This is a genomic window from Bradyrhizobium sp. WSM4874, from assembly GCF_055811835.1.
The window spans coordinates 1-16,960 of record NZ_JBVVPR010000001.1 but is presented as its reverse complement, the minus strand read 5'-3'; the positions used below and the strand labels follow the sequence as shown (position 1 = coordinate 16,960).

The window sequence follows — 16,960 nt, the reverse complement described above, 5'->3', positions numbered from 1 at the left end:
CTGCGCACGCCGAGGCCAAGCTGCTTCGAACTCAGGTCGGGATCAGACCATGGACGTACAACCCGGCTCCGAACGAATTATCGTCACATCCGATACCAATCCACTCGACGGTGTTGTGCGATGGGCGCCGGGAAAATCGCTCTGGCTGACGGGCATGACCACGGCTGCGGTCGTACTTGGACCCGTCTGCTTCTCATGGTCGGCGTTCGGCCTCTTCATCGCAGCCAGCGCCATCACGCTCTGCTGCGGACATTCCGTCGGAATGCATCGCAAGCTGATCCATGCGAGCTTTGACTGTCCGCTCTGGCTCGAATATATCCTGGTCTATCTCGGCACGCTTGTCGGCATGGCCGGTCCGTTCGGCATGATCGGGCTGCACGACTTCCGCGACTGGGCACAACGCCAGCCCGAATGCCATGACTATTCCTGCCATCGTGCCGGCTTCTTGCGGGACGCGTGGTGGCAATTGCATTGCCGGCTGGTGTTGCGCCATCCACCCGGCTTCACGCTTGAGCCGCGGCTCGCCAATGATCGGTTCTACGCCTTCGTTGAGCGCACATGGATGTTGCAACAATTGCCATGGGCCGTGCTCTTCCTTGCGATCGGCGGACCCGAATGGCTGGTCTGGGGCATTTGTGTGCGAGTCAGCGTCTGCGTGACCGGACACTGGCTGGTCGGCCACTTTTCCCATACCAATGGCAATCAGGTCTGGATCATCGATGGCGTCGCCGTCCAAGGTTACAATGTCCGCCTTGCAGCGCTGATCAGTATGGGGGAGAACTGGCACAACAACCATCATGCCTATCCCGGTTCCGCGAAAATGGGGCTGCTGCCCGGACAGATCGATCCAGGCTGGTGGTTGATCCGGTCGTTTGAGGCTGTCGGGCTCGTCTGGAATGTCAGGACGCCGCACAATCTGCCAGAGCGGCCCGGCTTGCGGCGGCTGACGGAGGCGGAGCTGCGCGAGGGAGCAGCCGATGCTGCGTGACTACCAGGCGACGAGCTTTCTACCACCGGTCTTGATCGTGTTTGGTGGGCTTCCGGGCACGGGAAAGACGACGGTCTCCCGCGAGCTGGCGATGCGGCTTGCGGCGACTTATCTTCGGGATCGACGCCATTGAACAAACTTTGCGGAATGCAGACCTCGCCGTCGATGCGTTGGGCTACACAATTGGCAAAGCACTCGCGGCTGAAAGCCTTAGACTCGGCGGCGCCGTTATTGTGGACTGCGTGAATCCCGTGCAGGCAAGCCGCGACGGTTGGCGAGAGACCGCTTTGCATAACTCGGCACATCTCGTCGAGATCGAATTGGTCTGCGGTGACTTGGCTGTTCACCGGCGGCGAGCGGAAGGCCGACGCTCCGACATCAACGGTCCTGAACTGCCCAGCTGGGACGAAATAGTGAATCGGCACTATGAGCCGTGGGATCGAGAGCATCTTGTCCTCGATACTGCCGATGGCTCGCTCAATGATCTCGTCGAGCAGGCGCAAGCCTATGTTCGCGGCAAGATCGGTTAGGGCGCTCGAACGAGAGACCCGGATATCGCTGCGCTCATCCGGGCTACAGCGCTCGCCACTCACAACCGTCATCCCGGCGCAACCGCAAAGCGGTTGTCGATCACGGTGGAGTGTGTGGCAGCGATGCATGGCTGACCTCCAGGCACACCCCACTGTCTTGAGCACTTGCAGTTGAACGTGTAGGCACGGCGCGAAAGTCGCAATCAGGTGCCCTCTTGAACCCCCTCCCCCAAAATCCCGTGGTCGCTTCCGGCTCGTTCGCGGCGATGAAGTCGGTGCCGTACCGCCTGCAGTTCATCGCTTACGTGCTGGCGATGATGGCCGACAATATCGAGCACGTGATCAGCTATTGGGTGGTGTTCCAGAAATTCCATTCGCCTGCGCTGGCGGGCTTTGCGGTGCTGTCGCACTGGCTGCCGTTCCTGCTGTTCTCGGTCGCGGTTGGCGGACTGGCCGATCGGGTCGATCCGCGCCGCATCATCCAGTGCGGCATGTTGCTGTTCATCGTTGCCTCGGCTGGATGGGGCTTCTTCTTCATCACCGATACGATCGAGATGTGGCACGCCATGCTGCTGCTGGTGATCCATGGCTGCGCCGGCGTGTTGTGGCAGACGCCGAACCAGCTGCTGCTCTATGATCTCGTCGGCCCCGCCGATCTTCCGAGCGCGGTGCGGCTGAATGCGATGGCGCGCTATCTCGGCATTCTGGTCGGACCTGCCGTCGGCGGCATCATCATGCTCACGCTCGGCACCTCGCATGGCATCATCTTCAACACGCTGTTTTATCTGCCGATGCTGCTGTGGCTGTTCTGGGCGCCGGTGCGCGACAGCAGCGTGGCCGTGCGGCGCTTCGCGGTGCGCGGCCTTGCCGACATCATGCTGACCATCCGCGCCATCGGCACGCAGCCGGTGCTGACGGCGATGACGTGGCTTGCCGGCCTCACCTCCTTCATGATCGGCAATGCCTATCACGCCCAGATGCCGGGCTTTGCCGGCGATCTCGGCCACGGCGATCCTGGAATCTCCTATAGCGTGCTGCTCGCGGCTGATGCTGCCGGCGCGCTGCTCGCCGGCATCGCGCTGGAATCCTGGGGACGGCTCAAGGGCACGCCGCGCACCGCGATCATGCTCGCGATGCTGTGGAGCGTGGCGCTGCTCGGCTTCGCCTCGGTGCGGATCTACCCGGTCGCGATCGTGCTGTTGTTCTTTGCAGGCTTCTTCGAGCTGTCGTTCAACACCATGGCGCAGGCGCTGGTGCAGTTGAACGCGCCGTCCGACATTCGCGGCCGCGTCGTCGGCCTCTACAACATGGCCGGGCTCGGCATGCGGGCCTTCAGCGGCATCACCGTCGGACTGTTCGGTGCGGCGATCGGCATTCACTGGTCGCTCGGGCTCTCGGCCGCGGTGCTGCTGGCGCTGCTATGTCTTCTCTATGGGCGCGCGACGAGGAAGACGGCCGGTTGACTCCGGCGTCTCCCCACCGCACGCTTGATACAGGGTTTGGGGAGATGAAGCGTTGCGCAATCGCTGGGGCATACTTGCGATCCTGTTCGTCGTTCGCCTCACCATCGCGTTCCAGTTCCAGAGCGTGGCCGCGGTCGCGCCGCTGCTGCAGCAGAGCTTCGGCGTCGGGCTCGCCGATATCGGCATCCTGATCGGACTCTATTTCACACCGGGCATCGTGCTGGCGCTGCCGGGCGGCGCGATCGGCCGCACCCTCGGCGACAAGCCCACCACGATCGTGGCGCTGCTGCTGATGACGGCGGGCAGCCTCGTCATGGCCACCACCGACGTCTGGGGCTGGCAGATGGCGGGCCGGCTCGCCTCCGGCGCCGGCGGCGTGCTGCTGACCGTGCAACTCACCAAGATGGGCACCGACTGGTTTGCGGGGAAGGAGATCGCCACCGCGATGGCGATCTTCGTCAACTCCTGGCCGGCAGGCGTTGCGATCTCGCTGCTGGTGCTGCCGGCAATCGGCACCGCTTATGGCGCGGGCGCCGTGTTCCTCGTGGCGGGCGCGCTGACCGCGATCGGCATTGTGCTGATCACATTCTACCAATCGCCGCCCGGAGCAAGCGCCAGCGCGGCCGGCTCCGGGCGGCTTGATCCGCTCGCGCTTCTGGCGGTGATCGTCGCGGGTGCGATCTGGGGCCTCTATAATGTCGGCTTCGCCATGATCTTCTCGTTCGGCCCCTCGCTGCTCGCCGAGCGCGGCTGGAGCATTGCCGCGGCGGGATCGGCGATCAGTCTCGTGATGTGGCTGTCGGTGATCTCGGTGCCGGCGGGCGGCTATCTCGCCGATCGTTTCAAACGCCCCTTCATGCTGGCGATCGCGGCCAGCCTGGTGGTGGCCGGGCTGTTGGCCTGGCTGACCCGGTCCGACGCCGTGATCACGATCCTGGTCCTGATCGGCCTGATCGGCGGCCATCCGGCCGGGCCGATCATGAGCCTGACCGCCCGCGTGCTCGTGCCGGAAACCAGGGCGATCGGGATGGGCGTGTTCTACACTCTCTTCTATGCCGCGATGATGCTGGGGCCGGCGGTGGCGGGCCGGCTCGCCAAATCGGCCGGCACTGCCGCGGTCGCGCTCGACCTCGGCGCGCTGACGGTGCTGGCCTGCCCGCCACTGATGTGGCTTTTCGAACGCATTGTGGCTGTTCGTCATCGCCGCGCCCGATCCTAACGGGGCATTAACCCTGTGCACCTTAGGGTCGTCCCGGACTCCGCCAGGCGGGGGGTCGGGTTGTGAAAATGGCGTTGGCGCACAAAAAATTCCTTCCGGCCGCCGAGGAACGTCGGCGTTTCCAGCGGGTGAAGGTTCACCTGCTCGGCCGCTACATGCTGCCGGACCGCCGTGAATTTCCCTGCCAGGTGATCAACATGTCGCCGGGCGGGCTGGCGCTGCTGGCCCCCGGCATCGGCAATGTCGGCGACCGCGTGGTCGCCTATCTCGACCATATCGGCCGCGTCGAGGGCAAGATCACCCGCATCATCGACAATGGCTTCGCCATGACGGTCGGCGCCACGCCGCGAAAGCGCGACAAGCTCGCGGCACAGCTGACCTGGCTCGCCAACCGCGACATCCTCAATTTGCCGGAAGACCGCCGCCACGATCGTATCGTGCCGCGCAACCCGATCGCGGTGCTGACGCTCGAGGACGGCACCAAGATGACCTGCCGCATCATCGACCTCTCGCTGTCGGGCGCGGCCATCGCCGCCGAGAACCGCCCCCCGCTGAAATCGACGGTTCTGCTCGGCCGGGTGCAGGGTCGCGTGGTCCGAAACCTCGAAGACGGCTTCGCGCTCGAGTTCATGCATTCGCAGCCAATTGAAACTCTCGAAGAGAGCGTTACCGCGCGGTAAAGCGCGAAGGCACCAAAACCACTGCATTTCCAGCCCTGAAGGCGGCCTCCGCGATGCGGACGCCGCCTTTTTCATGGGTCGTGACCGGCCTCGCGCGGGTTAACGCGGAGGCTGCGGGTGCGTGCAAACAACGGTTCCGCCAACGTTTCCGCGTTAATCGATAAAATTTGAATCAATTGCAGTCATATCGAATTTTATTCAAGTTTGACTCAAGTATAGATCGAATTTGCCGCGTGTTTTACTTGCATTCGTCTCGACTTGACTTGGCTGACTTAGCGGCAACTCAAAAGCTCCCTGCGCAATGTGGTCCCAACAAGAAACGGGGGCCGCAATGTTTGATTTCAGGGGACAGGGGAAGGGAATGGCGCTGGCCGCCATGCTCTTCGGAATGAGCGCGGCAGCGCAGGCCGGCGAAGGCCGTCTGCTCTACGCAAGCCTCGGCGACACCACGCGTGCGCCGATCGGCTGGGTCGAGTTCTGTGCGGATAATGCCGCTCAGTGCCAGGGCGCACCGACGCAAGCGCGCGACATCGTGATGTCGCAGGCTGCATGGCGCGACCTCGTCAAGGTCAATCGCTGGGTCAACGAGACCGTCAAGCCTTTGACCGACCAGGAGCACTGGGGCGTGATCGAAAAGTGGTCGCTGCCGTCCGACGGTTACGGCGACTGTGAAGACTACGTGCTGTTGAAGCGCAAGATGCTGATCGATGCCGGATGGCCGCGCGAGGCCCTGCTCATCACCGTCGTGCGTGACAAGAAGGGCGAAGGACACGCGGTGCTGACGGTGAAGACCGACAAGGGCGAGTTCGTTCTCGACAATCAGAACGAGAACGTCGTTGCCTGGACGGAGACCGGCTATCGCTTCGTCAAGCGCCAGTCGCAGAGCGATCCCAACGTCTGGGTCTCGCTCGGCGACACCAAGCCGGCGGTCTCCACCGCCAGCGCGAGAGATCAGTAGAGACAAACGAAAGAGATACGCGACCCGGTCACATCCCCACCCCTCCCCGTCCCAGACCGGTTCGCGCGCGGCCAGCCATCCCCCAATGGCTGGCCGCAACTTTTCAAGGATGTACTTCGCTCAGTCCTGCGGCGTCTGCCGCGACCAGGGCACGCGCGCGGCGGTGAAATCGCGCCACGTGCTTTGCAAGGCAGGCTGCACTCCGATCGACGCCCGCGCCTGCCAGCCGGCGATCGCCGCCGCAGCGATGGCACCCTCGGGCTCGGCACCAAGCCGGTCCAGCAATGATGCAGTCACCGCCATGTCGTTGAAGGCGCCGAGCTGCTCCTGCAAACCGGCGAGCCTGCGCGAGAATTTTCGCGCGAATTTGCGGTCCACGAACAGCGGCAGCAGAAACTCGCTGAGATAGCGCAGCCGCTTGGTCGCCAGCCGCACGCGGTGCAGACCTTCGGCGGAAAGCGACTTGAAGCGGCGGCCGCGCCTGAGCACCTTCGCATATTGCTCCGACAGAATGCGCTGCGCGAAATTGACGGCGGGTTCGGCGAGTTGGCCGAGATCCTCAGCGGCGACGTCGTTGCGCCAGCCCCGCGTCTCGATCCAGCTGCCGAGGCCGAGCAGGAATATGGCGCAGCGGCGATCTTCGAGCGCGTCATGCGCCTTGCGATAGGCGTCGGACTGACGCCCGGCCGCGGCCCGGCCCAACGCATCGAAGCCCGCGACCGACGGACAGGCCTTTGCGATCGTCGGCAAGGTCTCGATCCGGAACACGTCCCAGTCGCGCGCGGCGGAGAGGTCTTGCGCCAGCCACCTGGCTTCCGACCGCAGCGCATCGAGATTGCTGAGCGCGCCGACCGACCGCATCAGGTCCAGCGCCGATCGAAGCCGGCGCAGCGAGACGCGAAGTTGATGCACGCCTTCCGGATTGCGACCGTCTTCGGCCGCCGGCAGCGACTGAAGCAGATGGAGGAAGCAGGAGCGCAGGATGGTCGCGAACGCCTCGTCCAGTGTCACTGACGGATCGAGACGAAGTTTTCGCGGACGTCGCGCGGCGGGCGGCCTGTCGGCGGCGAGGTCGAAGCCGCGTGCCGATTTGGAGCGGATGGAGGGCTTCACGAGGCCGTGCTCTGCAAGCCGCAACGCGATCTCGTAGATCGTGCTGCCGCTGCCGCTCTTGAGTTCCAACTCGATCTCGCTCACCGGCAGTGAACGATCGCCGGCCGTCAACTCGCCCCGGTCGAAGGCGATCTCGACCGTGCCTGACGGCAGGTCGATCAACCGCGCATGGCGATGGACATCGGCGGTGAAGACGGCTTCGAGCGGCTGCGCTTCCAGGTGGCCGCGAAGCTTCTCCGGAATGAAAGACATTGCCAAAGCGAGATCGGGCGCAAGCGAAGGTACGCTCGCCTCCCACTCACCGCGGCGGAGCGGATCGTCCACCACATCGGTCTTCACGGTTTGCACGAAGCGCGCACCGCTCCGACGAACGCGCAAGCTCAAGCCGTTGCGACGTAACGTCCGCTCCGGCGTGTCGTAATAGACGGACTTGAGATGTTTGCGCGTGCCCTTGTTGCGCGCGTTCGCCGCGATGACGGGGGCGGCATTGAAATGCGCCATGCGATCGGCATCGACGAGAAGCTTGAGTTCGATCTCGCCGGCGGCAGGCGCGGCGCCGCTCGACGGGAGTGGTTCCGTTGCCGGTTCCGCGTCCTGCGATGGCGTCTGATCAATCACAGCGCCCTCGACGATCACAGGTTCCGCGACGAGCTCGGCGGGTTCACGCTGCCTCAAAAAGCCGGCGATGACTTGCGTTCTCTTGTTGTCCTTCGCAACAGGATTCCCATCCCGCGCGCTCGGAAACTTGCGAACCGGCGTTGCGTCTGACTTCAGCATTTACAGGTTCATGACAGTTCGATGACGAAGCGTCCTCCTATAGCTGGTGCGGCTCGCGAGGACTAGTCACGTGACGCCGCAGCGCCCGACCGTCCACACGAGGCTGCGAGCGGCTTGACCACAGGAACTAAATTGCCGCCGGCGCAGCAAGCGATCGGTTTGACCGCGGATCCCGCCCTTCTCGAAACCGAGATGAACACGTCAGCGAGCTTGACTCATTCCAGCCTTCCCGCAATCGGTGAAGGCGTTGGCGTCGAACGCGCTGCCCTGTCTCTCCGGCGGTTGCTTCATGGCCAGCGGCACACGCAATCATAAGGAGCTGCCATGACGTCGTTCCGTCCCGTCATCGCGTTGTCCAGGGGCCTGGAAGTCCTGCGGGTGATCAACCAGGAACGGCAGTCGACCGTCGGCTCGCTGCACAAAGCGACGGGGCTGAACAAGTCAACGATCGTCCGCATGCTCGAGACGCTGGAGCACGAAGGCTATGTGGTACGCCGTACCGAGCCGGCCAGCTACGCGCCGACCGGACGGGCTCTGCTGCTCAGCGCAGGCTATGACGAGCCGACCTGGATTGGCGGCATCGCCGAACCCATCCTCAACAAATTCCGCAAGCAGATCCACTGGCCGTCAGACATCGCGGTGCTCGACCAGGAATCCATGGTCATCGCCCACACGACGCGGGTGGATGGATCGCTGCTGTTCAGCCGGCCGCCGGGTTTTCGCTTTCCTGTCCTCGGCACCTCGATGGGGCGCGCCTACCTCGCCTTTTGCGAGCCCGCCGAGCAGGAGCGCATTGCCGCGCGGCTTGCCCTCGGTCCCGAGCCCTGGAACGATCTGGCCCGCAACCCCGGCAGGCTCGCCAAAGTGCTGCGCACGATCCGCGGCGCCGGCTTCGCGGTCATGGACGAGACCTACAGCCGCCGCGTCTTCGGCGGCGCGGTGTGGGCGATTGGCGTACCCGTGATTTTGCGGAATCGTCTGTTCGGCAGCATGAACGTGATGATGCTGCGCGAGGCGGTCGGCCTGGAGGACGGCGTCCGGCGCTTCGTACCTCCGATGAAGAAGGTCGCTTCCGCACTTGCCGAGGCGCTCGGCGCCAAGCTTGCTGCGCCGGGTTCTCCTGCAGGTCGGCGATGATCATTTCACACAGTGAAACGATATTTTGATTTCTTGACCCTCCTCCTCGCCCGTGTGACACCTCGTTGCGGTGGCTGCCGGCTGCCCAATGACACAGGGAAAAGGGGAGGCCGAAGTGCGGAGATCCGCGAGAATTTGGGCTGCCGCGATTGCATGCCTGACGATGGCCGCTTCTGAAACGGCTTGGGCCGAAGCCTGGCCGACCCGGGCAATCAGGATCGTCGTCTCCACACCGGCAGGCGGCATCACCGATGCCTTCGCCCGCGCCTATGGCGACTACATCTCGCAGAAGCTTGGCCAGCCGGTCATTGTCGAAAACAAAACCGGAGCCAGCGGTGCGCTGGCCGCACAGTCGGTGAAGGATTCTCCGGCGGACGGTTACACGCTGATGTACACGATCTCGTCCACCTTGCTCGGTAACCGGCTGCTGCTGAAATCGCTGGCCTATGATCCGGACAAGGATTTCACGATCGTCGCGGTGACGCCTTCGGGGCATCTGCCGCTGGTGGTCCATTCCGCCACGAATGCAAAGACGATCGAAGAGTTCGTCGCGTACGCCCGTGGCAACAAGGTCACGGCCGGCTCGTACGGGATCGGCTCGTTCGCGCACATTGCGATCGCCGAGCTCAACCGACAATTCGGTCTCGACATTTCCATCGTGCATTACCGCGGCGAAGCGCCGATGTGGCAGGATTTGGCCGCCGGGGTGATCCAGGCGGCTGTCGGCAGCTATCAGGCCGCGCTTCCGGTGCTCGATACCGGCGTCGGCCGCCCGATTGCGGTGCCGACACCGGTGCGCATGAAGAAGCTGCCCGAGACCAGGACGTTTACCGAACAAGGGGTCACCGGCAATGTCTTCCAGCTCACCAGCTTTACCGCGCTGGTGGCGCCCGCTGCGATGCCGGCAGACCGGATCGACATGCTCGCCAAGCTGATGGTCGAAGGCGGCAAGACGGAGCGCGTGCAGAAGCTGCTCGATGCTTTCGGCGTCGACCAGCCGGCCATGGACCGCGCATCCTCGATTGCGCTTTACGAAAAGGAAGGGCCGGTCTGGCTCGAGTCGATCAAGACTCTCGGATTGGAGCCGCAATAGCCGCGGCCGCGCCCAACTGGGCGCGGACGTCTCGTTGCGCTCACGCCCCGAGTACGTCCGCGAGCCGCAACTCGTCGGCGGCGGGATCCTTCAGGAACAGCTCGGCCTCGATCTCGTTCAGATGCGACAACATCTGCGCGCGCGCGGCTTCCCTGTCGCATTTGCGGATCGCGGCGACGATGCCGGCGTGATGATCGGTGCCGCAGGCCGGCGTGTCGTGCCGGCGGTAGAGCAGGATGATCAGCGAGGAGCGGGCAATCAGCTCCTTGAGAAAACCGAGATAGATGCTGTGGCCACTCATCTCGGCGACGAGTCGGTGGAAGTCGCCGGAGAGGCGGACCGAAGCACGCGCATCGCCACGCAGCTCCGCCTCGCGTTCCTCGGCAAGATGCCGCTGGAGACGCCCGATCCAGGTCGGCGACACCGCGTCAACGGCGTGATCGACGATCGTCGGCTCGATCAGGCGGCGCGCCTCGAACACTTCCCGGGCGTCCGCAGGCGTCGGCCGCGCGACGAAGGCGCCGCGGTTCTTCTCGATGTTGACGATGCCTTCATGCGCGAGCTGTTGAAGCGCGGTGCGCACCAGCGTTCGGCTTGCGCCGTAGATCTCGCCGATCTCGTCCTCGCCGAGTTTCGTGCCGGGCAGCAGGCGATGTTCGAGGATCGCCGCAGTCACGCCTTCCCGGATGCGGCTGACGCGATCGCTCGCATCTGGCGCGTCGGATTTCGGTCGGGACTTGGCAGCCATGGGGGTGAGGACTCGATCATCGAAGATGGCGTCGAATCCTAATCGACCAGCTGTATCCAATCACAGGCGAAACTTTATACAATCCGCGCCTTTTTTGTGTGCACGCAACTGCGAAGGCCACGAGCCGCCCACGTCCATGAGATTCGATCTAACGATCTGAATCCGCTGCACTGTTTTGGAATTCGGCCGGCCGAGAACGATTCAAGCGCGATTGGCATGGACCTTGCGGAGAGAGGCGCAGCATCGCCCTCGCCCCGGACACGCCATGGCCACTCCCGCCGCCCTCGAACTGGTCGCCGTCAGCAAGCGCTACGACACGACGCTGGCGGTCGACACCGTCAATTTGAAGATCCCGGCCGGCACCTATTGTTGCCTGCTCGGCCCCTCCGGCTGCGGCAAGACCTCGACCTTGCGCATGATCGCCGGCCACGAGGCCGTCAGCGAGGGCGACATCATCCTCGGTCCGCAGAACGTGACCGATCTCGAACCCGCCAAGCGCGGCACGGCGATGATGTTCCAGTCCTATGCGCTGTTTCCGCACCTCACCGTGATCGACAACGTGGCGTTTGCCCTGAAAATGCGCGGCATCGACCGGGCGACGCGGCACAAGCGCGCCGGCGAGTTGCTCGAGCTGGTGGCGATGACGCCCTACGCGGCCCGGCTTCCCGCACAGCTCTCCGGCGGCCAGCAGCAGCGCGTCGCGCTCGCCCGCGCGCTGATCACCGAACCGCAGATCCTGTTGCTCGACGAGCCGCTCTCGGCACTCGATCCGTTCCTGCGGGTGAAGATGCGGGGCGAATTGAAGCGGCTGCAGCGCGAACTCGGCATCAGCTTCGTCCAGGTCACGCACGGCCAGGAAGAGGCGATGGCGCTCGCCGACCACATCGTGGTGATGAACCAGGGCAGGATCGAACAGCAGGGAAGTGCCCGCGATATCTTCCATCATCCCCGCACCGAATTCGTGGCGCGCTTCATTGGCGGTCACAACGTCCTCAGCGACGCAGGCAAACTCATCGCCGTGCGCGCCGATCAGCTCGGCATCGTGCCGATTGCCGACGGCGCGGTCGGCGCGCCGGCGCTGCTGACCCAGACCGAGTACCAGGGCTCCTACATCGCCGTCTCACTCACGCTCGAAGATGGGACCGCCCTGTTCTCCCACCTTCCCGAGGCCGCCTTCGACGTCCACCAGTTCCGGCCGGGCGATCGCGTGCTGGCCACCTGGGATCCCGCCAAGGCGCAACGTCTGCAATAGCGCCGATCAATCACCGGAATGCGCAACAGAGGAGTGACTGATATGACCGAAACGACCAGGAAGAAGGGCCTTAGCCGCCGCACGCTACTCAAGAGCACCGCGGGTCTCGCCGGCCTTGCCGCTGGCTCCGGCGCCATCACCGGCTTTCCCTATGTCATGTCGGCCGAGCCGAAGGTGCTGCGCTATCTCGGCACCGCGGTGAACGAGGGCGACGACATCTCCAAGCAGTGCCTGAAGGACACCGGCATCAAGATCGAATACATCACCGCGACCACCGACGACGTCACCAAGCGCGTGATGACCCAGCCGAATTCCTTCGACGTGCTGGACACCGAATATTTTTCGCTGAAGAAGATCGTCCCGTCAGGCAACATCCTTGCCCTCGACGCCAGGAAGATCAAGGAATTCGACAACATCACGCCCGTCTTCACCAAGGGCCAGACGCCTGGCGGCAAGAAGATCGGCAGCCAGGGCACTGCGCCTTGGAAGGTGCTCTATCTCGAAGGCAAGGACTCCAAGAAATTCGCGACGTCGGCGACCGAATTCGTCACTCTGATCCCGACCGTCTACAACGCCGATACGCTCGGCATTCGTCCCGACATCATCAAGCGTCCGATCAGCTCGTGGTCGGAGCTGCTCAATCCCGAATTCAAGGGCAAGGCCTCGATCCTCAACATCCCCTCGATCGGCATCATGGATGCCGCGATGGTCGTGGAAGCCTCCGGCAAGTACAAATATGCCGACAAGGGCAACATGACCAAGGAAGAGATCGATCTCACCATGAAGGTGATGACCGAGGCCAAGAAGGCCGGTCAGTTCCGCGCCTTCTGGAAAGACTTCAACGAGAGCGTCAACCTGATGGCCTCGGGCGAGACCGTCATCCAGTCGATGTGGTCGCCGGCGGTGACGAAGGTCCGCTCAATGGGAATTGCCTGCACCTTCCAGCCGCTCAAGGAAGGCTATCGCTCCTGGGCCTCGGGCTTCTGCGTCTCCAAGGGCGTCTCGGGTGCGAAGCTCGAATGGGCCTATGAGTTCGTCAACTGGTTCCTGTCCGGCTATGCCGGCGCCTATCTCAACCGCCAGGGTTACTACTCGGCTGTGCTCTCCACCGCGAAGGCGCATATGGAGCCTTACGAGTGGGCCTACTGGATGGAAGGCAAGGCGGCCGAGAAGGACATCAAGGCGCCCGACGGCTCGCTGCTCGAAAAAGCAGGCGCCGTGCGCGACGGCGGTTCCTACGAGGACCGCATGGGTGGCGTCGCGTGCTGGAACGCCGTGATGGATGAGAACGACTACATGGTCCGCAAGTGGAACGAGTTCATCGCGGCGTAATCTGATGGACACGTCGGAGGACATCCTGCAACAGGCATCCCCGGACCTGGTCCGGGGATCGGAGACGGCGCGCCGCAGCAAAGCGGCGCGGCTGTCACCCTCCTTCATCTCCTGGCTTCAGGCCGGGCCGATGATGCTGGTGTTCCTCGCCTTCTTCCTGATCCCGCTCGTCTTCGTCGTCATCGTCTCGTTCTGGGATTACAACGAATACCAGTTGCTGCCGGCCTTCTCGGGCCGCGGCTACACCGACACATTTGAAGGCTGCATCGCGCAGCTCCCCGATCTCTGCACGATCGCCAAGACTTATCTGAAGACGCTGAAGCTCTGCTTCCTCGTGTGGATCATCACACTCTTCATCGGCTTTTGGGTCGCCTACTTCCTCGCCTTTCACGTCAAGTCGAAAACCTGGCAAATGGGACTGTCGCTACTCTGCACGATCCCGTTCTGGACCTCCAACGTGATTCGCATGATCGCCTGGATTCCGCTGCTCGGCCGCAATGGCCTGGTCAACTCAGGCTTGGTGAAGACGGGGCTGATCAACCATCCCGTTGAGTGGCTGCTGTTCTCCGAATTCTCCGTGGTGCTGGCGCTGGTTCACCTCTTCACCTTCTTCATGGTGGTACCGATCTTCAACTCGATGGTGCGCATCGACAAATCGCTGATCGAGGCCGCCTATGACGCCGGCGCGACCGGCTTCCAAACGCTCGTCAACGTCATCATCCCGCTCGCCAAGCCCGGCATCGTGATCGGCTCGATCTTCGTCATCACCATCGTGATGGGCGACTTCATCACCATCGGCGTCATGGGCGGACAGCAGATCGCGGCCGCCGGCAAGATCATCGAGACGCGGGTGAATGCGCTGCAATTCCCGGCAGCAGCGGCCAACGCCGTGATCCTGCTCGTCATCACCTTCCTGATCATCACCATGATGTCGCGCATCGTCGACATCAAGAAGGAGCTCTAGAGCATGAAGGAAGGACGCCCGCGCTCTTTCTACGTGCTCGCGATCTTCTTCGCGGCCTACACGCTGTTCCTCTACGGCCCGATGATTGCGATCTACGTGCTGTCGTTCCAGGGGCCGCAGGGCGGCCTCACCTTCCCGATGAACGGTGTATCGACTTTCTGGATCGCAAAACTGTTCCAGGGCACCGGCATCGTCGATCTCGGTGCGGCCTTTCGTCGTTCGCTGCTGCTCGGCATCATCGTGATGATCGTCACCGTCGTGCTCTCGGTCGCCGCGGGCATGGCGTTTCGCCGCAAGTTCAAAGCGCAAAGCATCCTGTTCTACTCGGCGATCGCGAGCCTCATCGTGCCCTCGATCATCACCTCGCTCGGCATCTCGCTTGAATTCCGCATCATCGACGATCTGATCAAGGGCACCATCAACGAGAATTTCGAGACTTCGATGGGCCTGCTCACCTCGGGCCTCGGCGCACATCTGACCTGGACGCTGCCGTTCGGCCTCCTCATCATGTTCGCGATCTTCAACCGGTTCGATCCCAGGCTCGAGGAAGCCGCGCGCGATCTCGGAGCAACGCCATGGCAGGCCTTCCGTCATGTCGTGCTGCCGATCATCCTGCCCTCTGTGATCGGCATTGGACTGTTCGGCTTCACGCTGTCCTGGGACGAACTCGCGCGTTCCAGCCAGGCGATCGGGGCGGTGAACACGCTGCCGCTCGATCTCCAGGGCCTCACCACCACCGTGACGAACCCGGACATCTATGCGCTCGGCACCGTGATCTCGGCCGTCTCGTTCACGGTGATCGCGCTTGCGCTCGGCACCATCCACATGCTCAACAAGCGGCAGGCGGCCAAAGGCTCGGACGCTGGCAAAGGGCTTGTCTGATCTGATGCGGCTTCACGTCGTCAATCCCAACACCACTGCGACCATGACGGTGAAGATCGCCACTGCGGCGCGAAGCGTCGCCCTGTCCAATACCGTGATCGATGCGCGCCAGCCCACGATGGGCCCGGTCTCGATCGAGGGATTTTACGACGAGGCGTTCGCGGTGCCCGGCATGCTCGGCTGCATCCGCGAGGCCGACCGCGACGGCGCGGACGCGCACATCATTGCCTGCTTCGACGACACCGGCCTCGACGCCGCGCGCGCCGCGGCAAAGGCACCCGTGATCGGCATTGGCGAGGCCGGCTTCCACATGGCCAGCCTGATCGCCGCGCGCTTTGCCGTGGTGACGACGCTCGGTGTCTCCGTCGTGCCGATCGAGCACAATTTGCGGAAATACGGCCTCGCCGAACGCTGCGCCCGCGTCCGCGCCGCCGAGGTGCCGGTGCTCGCGCTGGAGGAGCGTAACCCGGATGCGCTCGCAAAAATCTCCACGGAAATCACAGCCGCGATCCGCGACGACCGCGCGGAGGTCATCGTGCTCGGTTGCGCCGGCATGGCCGATCTCGCCAATGAACTCGCCGCCACGCACGGCCTGCCCGTGATCGACGGCGTCGCCGCCGCGGTGACCTTGGCGGAATCACTGGTGCGACTCGGACTGAAAACCTCCCGGCTCGGACCCTATGCGGCGCCCCGATCGAAGACTTATTCAGGTCCGTTTTCGCCGTTTCAGCCCTGATCTCTGCCTCTGACGGGCGCTCGGATGCCCTAAGGCATCCTGATTGCTGGTTTTTTTGCTCTTGGCCTCTTTTTGGTCCCATTCCTTGCCGACACGTAACGCTTTCGGGACGCCCCGGCGGCCTCAGGGTTGCCGGTCTTCGCCACTCACCAAGTTTCAATTTGGGTTTTGTCAGCGATGATCGATCTCGCAGAGGACACACGGTCCCATCCCCTCCTTCGCCTTGGCGCCCAGCCCATAGCGCTGACCGCCGCCGCGCTCCTGCTGCTGATTGCCGGCGTGACCTCGATCGCGATCTGGCGCGCCTACACCGGCTCAGCCCCTGAGACCGACCGGGTGGTGGCGTCGCGGCAGCTTCAGGCTCGCACCGCACAAGCATCCGAGCAGCTGGTCGAGAAGACCAAGGGGCTGGAGGCAACCCAGCAGGAATCGATTGACCAGCTCCAGGTCGTGCAAGACCAGCTCCAGAGTGTGAAACGCTTGCTCGCATTCCAGCAGGCCGACACCAAGCGTCTGTCCGAGCAGGTCACGACACTCAACGAGTCCATCGACGGCCTGCGGCAATCCTTTGCCAGCGCCCGAGCAACCGAGGCGGAGACTCCCTCGGTTACCCGCAGGAAACCTGCACGGCATCGTGTCAATGCCAGTGCACGCAAGCGCTCGCGCGGCTGAGCAGCCGGCGCTGCCGCCTTAAATTTTTGGACTTGTGAACTGGATCACATTCGCCCGTATGATTCCAAGCGATGCTCGCCGTTACCGGATGGCGTGAGCCGATTTCAATGTCCGGGGCTGGCAAGGTCGTTGACGGTATATTGCGTCAACGGCCTTGTTTTTTAACGGGCGCCGCCGCCTATTCGCAAACATCCACGGGGCGGATGCGCCAGCCCGACGGCGTCATGACGCGCTTCCGCACGACGTAGCAGCCGCCATAGCCGCCATCGTCGTAGCCGGTACCATAGTAATACGGATTGCCGTAATATGGTTGGCCGTAGCCGTAAGAGCCGCCGTAATAACCCGCGCCGGCAATACCCGCCCCGATGGCGATCCCCGGCCAGAAACCGCCGCCGCGCCAATGGCCGCCGTGACCC

17 protein-coding genes are annotated in these 16,960 nt (G+C 63.5%); 14 read left to right on the top strand and 3 right to left on the bottom strand.

The features are described from left to right. The first annotated feature begins 49 nt into the window (after positions 1-49). The 6 genes from AC0L3P_RS00085 to AC0L3P_RS00060 all read left to right on the top strand — a co-directional run bounded on the left by AC0L3P_RS00085 (position 50) and on the right by AC0L3P_RS00060 (position 5,838). Entirely contained in the window at positions 50-988 is a 939-nt protein-coding gene (locus AC0L3P_RS00085) for an acyl-CoA desaturase (RefSeq protein ID WP_473300737.1), read from the top strand. A gap of 98 nt (positions 989-1,086) precedes the next feature. Then, positions 1,087-1,518 (top strand): P-loop nucleotide/nucleoside kinase family protein, encoded by a 432-nt coding sequence (locus AC0L3P_RS00080; protein WP_473300736.1) that lies wholly within the window; start codon positions 1,087-1,089, stop codon positions 1,516-1,518. A 215-nt stretch (positions 1,519-1,733) separates the two neighbouring features. Continuing rightward, complete coding sequence (locus AC0L3P_RS00075; RefSeq protein ID WP_473300735.1) at positions 1,734-2,981, top strand: MFS transporter; 1,248 nt, start codon at positions 1,734-1,736, stop codon at positions 2,979-2,981. A 52-nt stretch (positions 2,982-3,033) separates the two neighbouring features. Further along, a complete protein-coding gene (locus AC0L3P_RS00070) occupies positions 3,034-4,200 on the top strand; it encodes an MFS transporter (protein ID WP_473300734.1) in 1,167 nt (388 codons plus the stop codon). A gap of 68 nt (positions 4,201-4,268) precedes the next feature. Further along, positions 4,269-4,880, top strand: a complete 612-nt coding sequence (locus AC0L3P_RS00065) for a PilZ domain-containing protein (RefSeq protein WP_007602573.1) — start codon at positions 4,269-4,271, stop codon at positions 4,878-4,880. A 331-nt stretch (positions 4,881-5,211) separates the two neighbouring features. Beyond that, positions 5,212-5,838, top strand: a complete 627-nt coding sequence (locus tag AC0L3P_RS00060) for a transglutaminase-like cysteine peptidase (RefSeq protein WP_027518711.1) — start codon at positions 5,212-5,214, stop codon at positions 5,836-5,838. A gap of 120 nt (positions 5,839-5,958) precedes the next feature. Here the strand turns inward: AC0L3P_RS00060 and AC0L3P_RS00055 are convergent, their stop codons facing one another. Continuing rightward, a complete protein-coding gene (locus AC0L3P_RS00055) occupies positions 5,959-7,728 on the bottom strand; it encodes a CYTH and CHAD domain-containing protein (protein ID WP_354255062.1) in 1,770 nt (589 codons plus the stop codon). Positions 7,729-8,052: 324 nt separating this feature from the next. On the opposite strand from AC0L3P_RS00055, the gene AC0L3P_RS00050 reads away from it, so the two are divergent. Beyond that, positions 8,053-8,865, top strand: a complete 813-nt coding sequence (locus AC0L3P_RS00050) for a helix-turn-helix domain-containing protein (RefSeq protein ID WP_473300733.1) — start codon at positions 8,053-8,055, stop codon at positions 8,863-8,865. A gap of 163 nt (positions 8,866-9,028) precedes the next feature. After that, positions 9,029-9,958, top strand: coding sequence for a Bug family tripartite tricarboxylate transporter substrate binding protein (locus AC0L3P_RS00045; RefSeq protein ID WP_473300732.1), 930 nt, complete (start codon positions 9,029-9,031; stop codon positions 9,956-9,958). Between the two features lie 40 nt (positions 9,959-9,998). On the opposite strand, the gene AC0L3P_RS00040 is transcribed toward AC0L3P_RS00045, so the two are convergent. Continuing rightward, a complete protein-coding gene (locus AC0L3P_RS00040) occupies positions 9,999-10,706 on the bottom strand; it encodes a GntR family transcriptional regulator (protein ID WP_473300731.1) in 708 nt (235 codons plus the stop codon). Positions 10,707-10,971: 265 nt separating this feature from the next. On the opposite strand from AC0L3P_RS00040, the gene AC0L3P_RS00035 reads away from it, so the two are divergent. The 6 genes from AC0L3P_RS00035 to AC0L3P_RS00010 all read left to right on the top strand — a co-directional run bounded on the left by AC0L3P_RS00035 (position 10,972) and on the right by AC0L3P_RS00010 (position 16,544). Further along, positions 10,972-11,958: an ABC transporter ATP-binding protein gene (locus AC0L3P_RS00035; protein ID WP_275174674.1), complete on the top strand. Its 987-nt coding sequence runs from the start codon at positions 10,972-10,974 to the stop codon at positions 11,956-11,958. A gap of 42 nt (positions 11,959-12,000) precedes the next feature. Continuing rightward, positions 12,001-13,290, top strand: coding sequence for an ABC transporter substrate-binding protein (locus AC0L3P_RS00030; RefSeq protein ID WP_275174673.1), 1,290 nt, complete (start codon positions 12,001-12,003; stop codon positions 13,288-13,290). 4 nt (positions 13,291-13,294) lie between these two features. Next, positions 13,295-14,254: an ABC transporter permease gene (locus AC0L3P_RS00025; protein ID WP_275174672.1), complete on the top strand. Its 960-nt coding sequence runs from the start codon at positions 13,295-13,297 to the stop codon at positions 14,252-14,254. A gap of 3 nt (positions 14,255-14,257) precedes the next feature. After that, on the top strand, positions 14,258-15,136 hold the full coding sequence (locus AC0L3P_RS00020) for an ABC transporter permease (protein WP_354208594.1): 879 nt from the start codon (positions 14,258-14,260) through the stop codon (positions 15,134-15,136). Positions 15,137-15,140: 4 nt separating this feature from the next. Beyond that, complete coding sequence (locus AC0L3P_RS00015; protein WP_473300880.1) at positions 15,141-15,872, top strand: aspartate/glutamate racemase family protein; 732 nt, start codon at positions 15,141-15,143, stop codon at positions 15,870-15,872. Positions 15,873-16,049: 177 nt separating this feature from the next. Then, a complete protein-coding gene (locus AC0L3P_RS00010) occupies positions 16,050-16,544 on the top strand; it encodes a hypothetical protein (RefSeq protein ID WP_473300730.1) in 495 nt (164 codons plus the stop codon). 178 nt (positions 16,545-16,722) lie between these two features. On the opposite strand, the gene AC0L3P_RS00005 is transcribed toward AC0L3P_RS00010, so the two are convergent. Continuing rightward, positions 16,723-16,960: hypothetical protein (locus AC0L3P_RS00005; protein WP_473300729.1), on the bottom strand; the 238-nt coding region annotated here is incomplete at its 5' end.